This is a genomic window from Segatella copri (genome assembly GCF_009495355.1).
Taxonomy (GTDB): Bacteria; Bacteroidota; Bacteroidia; order Bacteroidales; family Bacteroidaceae; genus Prevotella.
In genome coordinates, this window is record NZ_VZAD01000063.1 from 79161 (window position 1) to 86006 (window position 6846).

Sequence of the window (6846 nt, forward strand, 5' to 3'; positions counted from 1 at the left end):
TTTATCCAATTAATTTGATAATCTGTTTATCCGAAGCATCAGGCAGGATTTCTTTCAGATGTTCGAAAATCCTCTGATAAGATTCCAGGGGAGTTCGGTTGCATTGGCAAGCCTCCCTGCCATAGAGATCTTCGGGAGTATTGAGCAGCGACCATCCCCAGCCATATTCGTGATTGTGCTTGTCGCGAGGGTAGATAAAATCCTCGGTCACGATGTAAGTCGCCATTTCCAGTCGGGTGAGATAACCGTCAAACTTGCTTCTCATTCCCTTTCCTGCAAAACCGCAGGCTGCTCGAAGTTCTCTTGTGATGAGACTACCGGTAGATTGAAGCGTACTGAGAATGGCTCCTTCTATCGATTCTTCATCCGGACGGGGGTATTTGCTTCTTCTGTAGTTACAGAAGTCCGGCCACCATTCCTCGCTGATGAATCCCGCTTTCTTGTTAAAGAACTTTCCGTACATACATGGCATTTCCTGCACGATCTCGCCCTTCCATTTCCAAAGCGGCCAGTCCCAACCGCCTTCAGTAAGTCTTACGTAACCGCAGTCTTCTGCTACGATGTCTTCGGCAGAGAAGCCTTCAATGCCGCTATCAAGAAGAGGGAGGAAGCCGATTTTCTGAATCAGCTCCATCATGCCTGTTGCTGAATATATTTCTGGAAAAGTCATGTTCATTTATTTTTATCCTTTATACTTAAACACTTTAACCATATCCTTGTCGCCACCCACAAGCTGGCTGCATCTGTTCAGCATTCCGGTGTCAGAGAAACCGCATTTCTCCATGACTCTTCCCGATGCAGGATTGCCTGTAAAATGGTCTGCCCAGATGTTTTCGAAATGTTTCTTTCATTCAAATCTGATCATTTTTGCAAGTTCCATAAAATAGTCATTCGACCAAATATCCAACTCTTTGGGATTCCTGACAAAAGGCAACACGTCTGCCTTTATTTGATTCATGTCTGCCGTGGCAAGTCTTTCATTTAGTTTTTGAAGGAACGTCTCCTTGTCAAGCTCTTCGTGATTGAACTGTAAGGCTCTTTCGCATAAGTGAGTAAAGTCAAGAGGAACATTGTGGCGAACATACCATTCGAAGTCATACCAATCACGTCCCTTGACTCTGTTCTTCCAGGCACGATACACCAGTGCATGCATCTTTCCTGCAAAGAGGGCTGGCAAAGTGAAACATCGTGTCATGAAAGATTGGGGGAGCAGAAGCAACTTCTGTTCTGTTTGGTATTTCAAAGGAGGTTGAGTATCAACTTCAATCTTGATCTTAACAGATTTCTCAGTTTGGAATGTAATATCATATACATCTGTGTTGTCTTTCAGAAAGGCAGACTCCACTTTGCCAAAGTTCTTTTTGTCCTTCTTTCTGATCTCAACCTCTCTACCCATCATAGCGAATTGGTCAATGATGGGCTGAAAATAATGTGTAAAATCAAAGTTTTCATTCGGAGCAAGCAGGGAAAAATCCATATCCTCAGAGAAACGATGCAATCCATGGAATATACGCAGACATGTTCCACCATAGAAAGCTGCCTCGTTGAAAAAGCCACCATTGTAAAGACCAGAAAGAATAATCTGCTGGTTGACCTCAAAGATAGCATTGCGCTTTTGCAGCTCGGTCGTTATGTCATAGCTCGAAAGCATTTGATTGAATATCTCGTTTGTATTCATTTCCTTAAATATTTAATTAGAGTTTCTATGGATTTAGACTTTTTTCCAACCTGAGCATATCGCTCAAATATACTTATGTCCATATTCCTGAAATCATCTATTTCCATTCGGATGTCCTCCTCCAAATAGTTCTCTACCTCCTTCAGGTAACGTAAATTAACCTTCGGAGAATTTGCGATTAAGTCACAGAGAGCTTTTTCTGGTGTTGCCATCAGAAAGGCGTAACTCTGCATATTGATGCTTGTAATCCCTATTGAAAAGGCTTCTCTTGACATGTTCTTATACTCAAAACGCCCGACAGGAGTATCAAAACTACGGGAGTGCTTTAGTGTCATAGACAGAGTAGTATAAACAGCTTCTGGTATTAATCCATAATAACGTAAGGCTGTCTGCATAGACACATACGAAGGAGCATAAAGATGATTGGCTATCAGTTCTGTGGATAGAGCAACACGAGACACATTTGGGGCTACCACATAAAGCCCCTTCTTGAGTCGGATAATTTTATGAGCCGCCTCAAGACTGCGTACTTTCTGATTCCCTGCTTCAATGTTTGTAAACAATGAAGCTATAGCTGAAGTACTGACTGGTATGTTACCTATATGTTCTAAATCCATTATCATGGTGCAAAAATAGTAAAATTTGGAATAGAAAATGAACTTTTATCTGCTTTTCTGTTCTATTTTTGGCTATTTTAACAAGTTGCTTAGTTAGACCGCTAAACATTGATGCAGAAATCAAGCTACATACTCCGAGTCTGAATAGTGCTCCTGTTCCATAGCATTCTCATTGTCCACATCAGCATAGCCGTATCGCCCAAGTCGTGTCGTTATGGAAGAATGTGCGGATAATCTCCCGACTTTCCTCTTCTGACTTATGTGCCGGCCATCCAGCACGAGGTCCTACGTCAGGGTCGGAGGCGTACTTGAAGAGCGCCTCAGCAACCGATTCCTGCCAATGGCGAAGTAAAATTCTTTCTGTTTCCATCAGATTATATCAATGTTTTGCATTTTATTTACTATGTGCACTTACCCCAGCCAGTCGGTAAAGATAAGTATACATTCGTGCACCTTCTCAAAGAATTTCCCTATCCGGCGCTTGATGCCCTTCCAATATATCCCATTCTTTTTAATGCTCATATACTTAGTTATTTATTTTGTTATTAATTCATGTGCAAATACGCCATCAGCGCAATCTGTATCAGCAGAATGGCAGGAATACCGTATTTGAATTTCTTGTGCATCGTCTTATGGTGCCAGACTTTCATTCCCATCCATGCCCCGACGCTTCCTCCAACGACAGCCAGCAATAAAAGCGTTACTTCCGGAATGCGCCATTTGGCTTTCTTTGCCTTGTACTTATCAATGCCGTACACGATGAATGCAACTGCATTGATAGCAAGGAGATAGTAGGCGAGGCAACTATGTAATGTATTCATATCCTTCAACTTTTTTTTCTTATTTCTTTAAAATCCCAACTCCACATCTTTACCGAATGGTGCGAGTGAAAGTCCGGCCATCTTGAAATGCTGTTTTCCCCAAGGAATGCCGAAGATGGTGATACATAAGATAAAACCGAAGAACAGATGCATGAGGCAAGCCCACAATCCTCCGAAAAACATCCAGAGTAAATTCAGTGGAATGCGAATGCAACCAGTTGGACTATTCGTTTCTCTTACCGTAGAACCAAAAGGCCATAGGCATAGCAGACCAATCTTGAATGTCTGTATCGCAAAGGGAATGCCGATGATAGTACATGCAAGAGCTATACTTCCGGTGAAATAACCGATGGCAGCTTCGAGACCTCCGAAGAGCCACCATAGTAAGTTTCCTATTATGCGCATAAGATTATTCTTTAATATTTTTGATTATATCAAGAATGGATCAAGCGTAGCCAGCAGTTCGGCTTTATCTACCACACCGCTTGTGCGCCACAATACTTCTCCGTTTCTGAAAAGCATCAGCGTAGGCACGGATTGGATGCGGTATTGGCTTGCAGTTACGCCGTACTTATCTACATCCACCTTGATGATTCGGATGCGGTCGCCCAACACACTCTTCACCTGCTCCAGAATGGGGTGCATCGCCTTGCAAGGTTGGCACCAAGTAGCAAAGAAATCGACCAGAACAAGCTGGCCACTGTTTATTACATTATTAAATGTCTCCATAATTATTTGTCTATTTCTGTGAAACGATTAAAAGTTTGCTGAAAACTCCATCAGCATTTTCTGGGCAAGGGGAGCGTACCAGGTCTTCACCTCCTGCTCAGTAGGCGTGTGACCGCCAGGGAAATGGAAGGCTTGATTGTAATGCTGTAGGAAGAGAGGGGAGAAGTGAGCCAGGGTGTCCTGCTCACCAAAAAGTCCCCACACACGATCCTTATAATATGGGTTGCAATGGTCAAACTGCACGGCTTCCAGCTCCGCAAACTCCTCAATCAGCGCCTCGTCAATCACCAGCCGCTGATTTCCGTCCCTTCTCGGAGCCTTGTATTCATGCTCGCCGATTCGCTCCTTCAGAAACTCCGTCATCATGAAATACGGATTGCCGAGCAGGGCAGGAATGCCCACCACTGGAGCCAGCATCTGGGCGAGGAAAGAGCCGCAGCTGTTGCCCAGAAGCAAGTCGGGCTGTTCCCGGTCGATGATGGAGCGAATCTCCTTCAGTGCCTCCTTGGGGTGCAATGGCAGGTCGGGAGTCAGCACCACCGCCGTCCCCTCAAACGCCTCTTTCAAGGCTTTCGCCATCGGACAGCTGCCCGTAGCGAAGAATCCGTGTAGGAATAATATCTTTTTCATGCTCAAATCATTTGATAATGATGCGCCTGTAATATAGGAGGATAAGCCATGCTCAACGCCCATACTGGCGCAATATATCTGCAAAAATACAGAAAAAAATCAAAAAAATGATTTTATGGATAGATTTTGTTTGCAGGGCTAACTTGATTTAACTTTATTTGTAAGCAAGGGGATAACGAGGACGTCTTTAGTGTTATCTTGGGTTCCAAGTACATAGTTTCTCTTCACCTCATTCTTAACCTCACTTTCAACCTCACTTTCTGTAATCTTCTATTTTTTTGATTATTAGCAATGCTATCATCAGTTTTCTATGTACTGCGTTTCTGGGTATTTGTCTGAGTGCTTGTTTTGGCAATATTGTTGACTTTCTGAATATAATCACCGACTTTGCACATAATATTCATAAGATTATTACGTGCAAAAAACAATGAATATATCCAGTCAGCTGCACTATCATGATTGAATGATAGGGCAAATCTGCAGATTTTAGCGTATTTTTCGAAAAAGATTGAGAACATAATAAAGCCCTCGATACCAAGGTACCGAGGGCAAGCCTATCTGTCACGTCCAGCCTCATTGAAGAGACAAAAACTAACTTAATAGCACATAACAACGATAGGTTTCCGCTGAGGACGTCCAGCCTCAGTGAAGAGACTAACACTAACTTAATAGCACATAACAACAGCGGTTATTCTTTACGTTCCTTTCAAAGAGAAACTTACTTTGCGAAAGGTCCTTTTCCTCCATGCTCTTTAAGATATTTTCGTGAACGTTCCATCATTCTGTCAATATCCTCAAACGAGAAAAGCAATTTTCTCCTTTGTGGATTTTTCTCATTCTCTTCCGCCTCACGTATAAAACGTTCAGCGTCTTCACCTGTCAATACAGGTGTGCTTTTTATTTCTAATGCCATAATTTTACGCAAGAATTATTCTGACTCTTCGTATTACTTCTATTGCACCGATGATAGCAACTATACCTGCTAAAAAGAAACATCAGTAACTCCATAATTGTTTGATCTTAATAATGTAATTGCCGACAAAGGTACAAAGAATACGTGAGATAGCCAAACTTTTTAAGAAAATCATACTTCTCAGTGCCTGTTTCCCTGATGAAGGTTTCCCTTCGGTTGCGGATGCGGTTGTCCTCGTCTTCTGTAATAACGTAAGGTGCGTTGGATTATTGCATCGTCTTGATAGGCGATAAAATCAATATATTCTGACATGTTTCTTTCTTTTTGCATAAATAACATTAAAAATCATACTTCTTATAAATGATTAGGGTGATTTTCATCTTTTTTTTGTATTTTTGCTATTCAATGTTGTAGAACGTCGATACAAAAGAAACGGAAAAGATATGGATGAGAATAATGTGCCTGACATGCGTCCGACATTCGAAGAAATTCGGAAAGTGGATGACAACGGGAAAGAATACTGGAGCTCACGTAATCTTTGTAATGCGATGGGCTATTCGGGATATTGGAAATTCCAGAATGTAATAGACAAAGCAATCAAAGTTGCCAGTGAAAAAGGTATGGATATAGATGACCATTTCAACCGTGTGGTTGAAATGGTTAAGTTGGGTAGTGGATCGTTTCGCAAGGTCGAAGCTTTCCATCTATCCCGTATGGTCTGTATGATTATTTCTGAGAATGCTGATTCAAGGAAGTTATTGGTGAAGCAGGCAAGAGCCTATTTTTCTCAATCCGTATCTACAACCGAATATATGCGTAACTCGCTGGAATCAAACATCTTACTGTATAAGACTGAACAAGGTGAAACTCGCATTGAAGTGATTTTCAACAACGAAACTTTTTGGATGTCACAGAAAAAGATGGCTGTATTGTTTGGTGTTGACGTAAGAACAATCAGCTATCATATTGGGCAGATTTACGAGACTGGAGAATTGGATAAAACGGCAACTATCCGAAAAATTGGGATAGTTCAAACCGAAGGAGAGCGTGATGTTGAGCGTTCTCCATTGTTCTACAATCTTGATGTTATCATTGCTGTTGGTTATAGTAGTACCGTCTTATCTTATATAAGAAAAATAACGCAATGAAATAATCAAAATATTTAAAGACAATGAAAAGGATTATCGATAGTACATTAGTAATACTTTCTTTGATGTTGATCTTCGGTTGCAAGGAAAGTAAGGTGGTCAAATTATACCTTTCTCTTATCCAAAGGACGATACTTTTGACCCAAATGGTGGTCTGAAGGCAACAACTTCGTGCTTTCTCTAAAGGTATGGATTCAAAAAACAGACGCAACAAGTGATAAAAAGATAGGGAACGCGCTGCGTTCCCTATTTTCGTTGTGTGTCGGGCATGACACTAACCTAACTGGTTTAACTCCAGTCGCAGGTATTT

Annotated in this window: 9 protein-coding genes and 1 pseudogene; 1 reads left to right on the top strand and 9 read right to left on the bottom strand. The window is 41.6% G+C overall.

Annotated elements, in window-relative coordinates; all coding sequences use genetic code 11:
- Position 1 precedes the first annotated feature (1 nt).
- The 9 genes from F7D20_RS08395 to F7D20_RS08440 form a co-directional block, all read right to left on the bottom strand.
- Entirely contained in the window at positions 2 to 670 is a 669-nt protein-coding gene (locus F7D20_RS08395; RefSeq protein WP_158463661.1) for an AlkZ-related protein, read from the bottom strand.
- A gap of 177 nt (positions 671 to 847) precedes the next feature.
- The gene (locus F7D20_RS08405; protein WP_158463652.1) at positions 848 to 1678 is read right to left on the bottom strand and encodes a nucleotidyl transferase AbiEii/AbiGii toxin family protein; all 831 of its coding nucleotides are present in this window, start codon (positions 1676 to 1678) and stop codon (positions 848 to 850) included.
- A complete protein-coding gene (locus tag F7D20_RS08410) occupies positions 1675 to 2301 on the bottom strand; it encodes a type IV toxin-antitoxin system AbiEi family antitoxin domain-containing protein (RefSeq protein ID WP_158463653.1) in 627 nt (208 codons plus the stop codon). Before F7D20_RS08410 ends, F7D20_RS08405 begins: the two co-directional genes overlap by 4 nt.
- A gap of 175 nt (positions 2302 to 2476) precedes the next feature.
- On the bottom strand, positions 2477 to 2665 hold the full coding sequence (locus F7D20_RS08415) for a GNAT family N-acetyltransferase (RefSeq protein WP_437182662.1): 189 nt from the start codon (positions 2663 to 2665) through the stop codon (positions 2477 to 2479).
- Positions 2666 to 2840: 175 nt separating this feature from the next.
- On the bottom strand, positions 2841 to 3116 hold the full coding sequence (locus F7D20_RS08420; RefSeq protein WP_158463654.1) for a DUF1294 domain-containing protein: 276 nt from the start codon (positions 3114 to 3116) through the stop codon (positions 2841 to 2843).
- 27 nt (positions 3117 to 3143) lie between these two features.
- Complete coding sequence (locus tag F7D20_RS08425; RefSeq protein ID WP_158463655.1) at positions 3144 to 3521, bottom strand: YccF domain-containing protein; 378 nt, start codon at positions 3519 to 3521, stop codon at positions 3144 to 3146.
- Between the two features lie 24 nt (positions 3522 to 3545).
- Positions 3546 to 3845 carry a thioredoxin gene (gene trxA, locus F7D20_RS08430; RefSeq protein WP_022121765.1) on the bottom strand — a complete coding sequence of 100 codons (300 nt, stop codon included), beginning with the start codon at positions 3843 to 3845 and terminating at the stop codon, positions 3546 to 3548.
- Between the two features lie 27 nt (positions 3846 to 3872).
- Entirely contained in the window at positions 3873 to 4475 is a 603-nt protein-coding gene (locus tag F7D20_RS08435) for a YqiA/YcfP family alpha/beta fold hydrolase (protein ID WP_158463656.1), read from the bottom strand.
- A gap of 718 nt (positions 4476 to 5193) precedes the next feature.
- The gene (locus F7D20_RS08440; protein WP_158463657.1) at positions 5194 to 5388 is read right to left on the bottom strand and encodes a hypothetical protein; all 195 of its coding nucleotides are present in this window, start codon (positions 5386 to 5388) and stop codon (positions 5194 to 5196) included.
- A gap of 443 nt (positions 5389 to 5831) precedes the next feature.
- Here F7D20_RS08440 and F7D20_RS08445 point away from each other — a divergent pair.
- Positions 5832 to 6494, top strand: a pseudogene (locus F7D20_RS08445) (RhuM family protein); the annotation flags it as partial.
- Positions 6495 to 6846 lie beyond the last annotated feature (352 nt).

Coding starts and splice junctions, on each gene's coding strand:
- F7D20_RS08440 (WP_158463657.1), bottom strand. CDS start 5,388: ATGGCATTAGAAATAAAAAGCACACCTGTATTGACAGGTGAAGACGCT.
- F7D20_RS08420 (WP_158463654.1), bottom strand. CDS start 3,116: ATGAATACATTACATAGTTGCCTCGCCTACTATCTCCTTGCTATCAAT.
- F7D20_RS08415 (WP_437182662.1), bottom strand. CDS start 2,665: ATGGAAACAGAAAGAATTTTACTTCGCCATTGGCAGGAATCGGTTGCT.
- trxA (WP_022121765.1), bottom strand. CDS start 3,845: ATGGAGACATTTAATAATGTAATAAACAGTGGCCAGCTTGTTCTGGTC.
- F7D20_RS08425 (WP_158463655.1), bottom strand. CDS start 3,521: ATGCGCATAATAGGAAACTTACTATGGTGGCTCTTCGGAGGTCTCGAA.
- F7D20_RS08395 (WP_158463661.1), bottom strand. CDS start 670: ATGACTTTTCCAGAAATATATTCAGCAACAGGCATGATGGAGCTGATT.
- F7D20_RS08410 (WP_158463653.1), bottom strand. CDS start 2,301: ATGATAATGGATTTAGAACATATAGGTAACATACCAGTCAGTACTTCA.
- F7D20_RS08435 (WP_158463656.1), bottom strand. CDS start 4,475: ATGAAAAAGATATTATTCCTACACGGATTCTTCGCTACGGGCAGCTGT.
- F7D20_RS08405 (WP_158463652.1), bottom strand. CDS start 1,678: ATGAATACAAACGAGATATTCAATCAAATGCTTTCGAGCTATGACATA.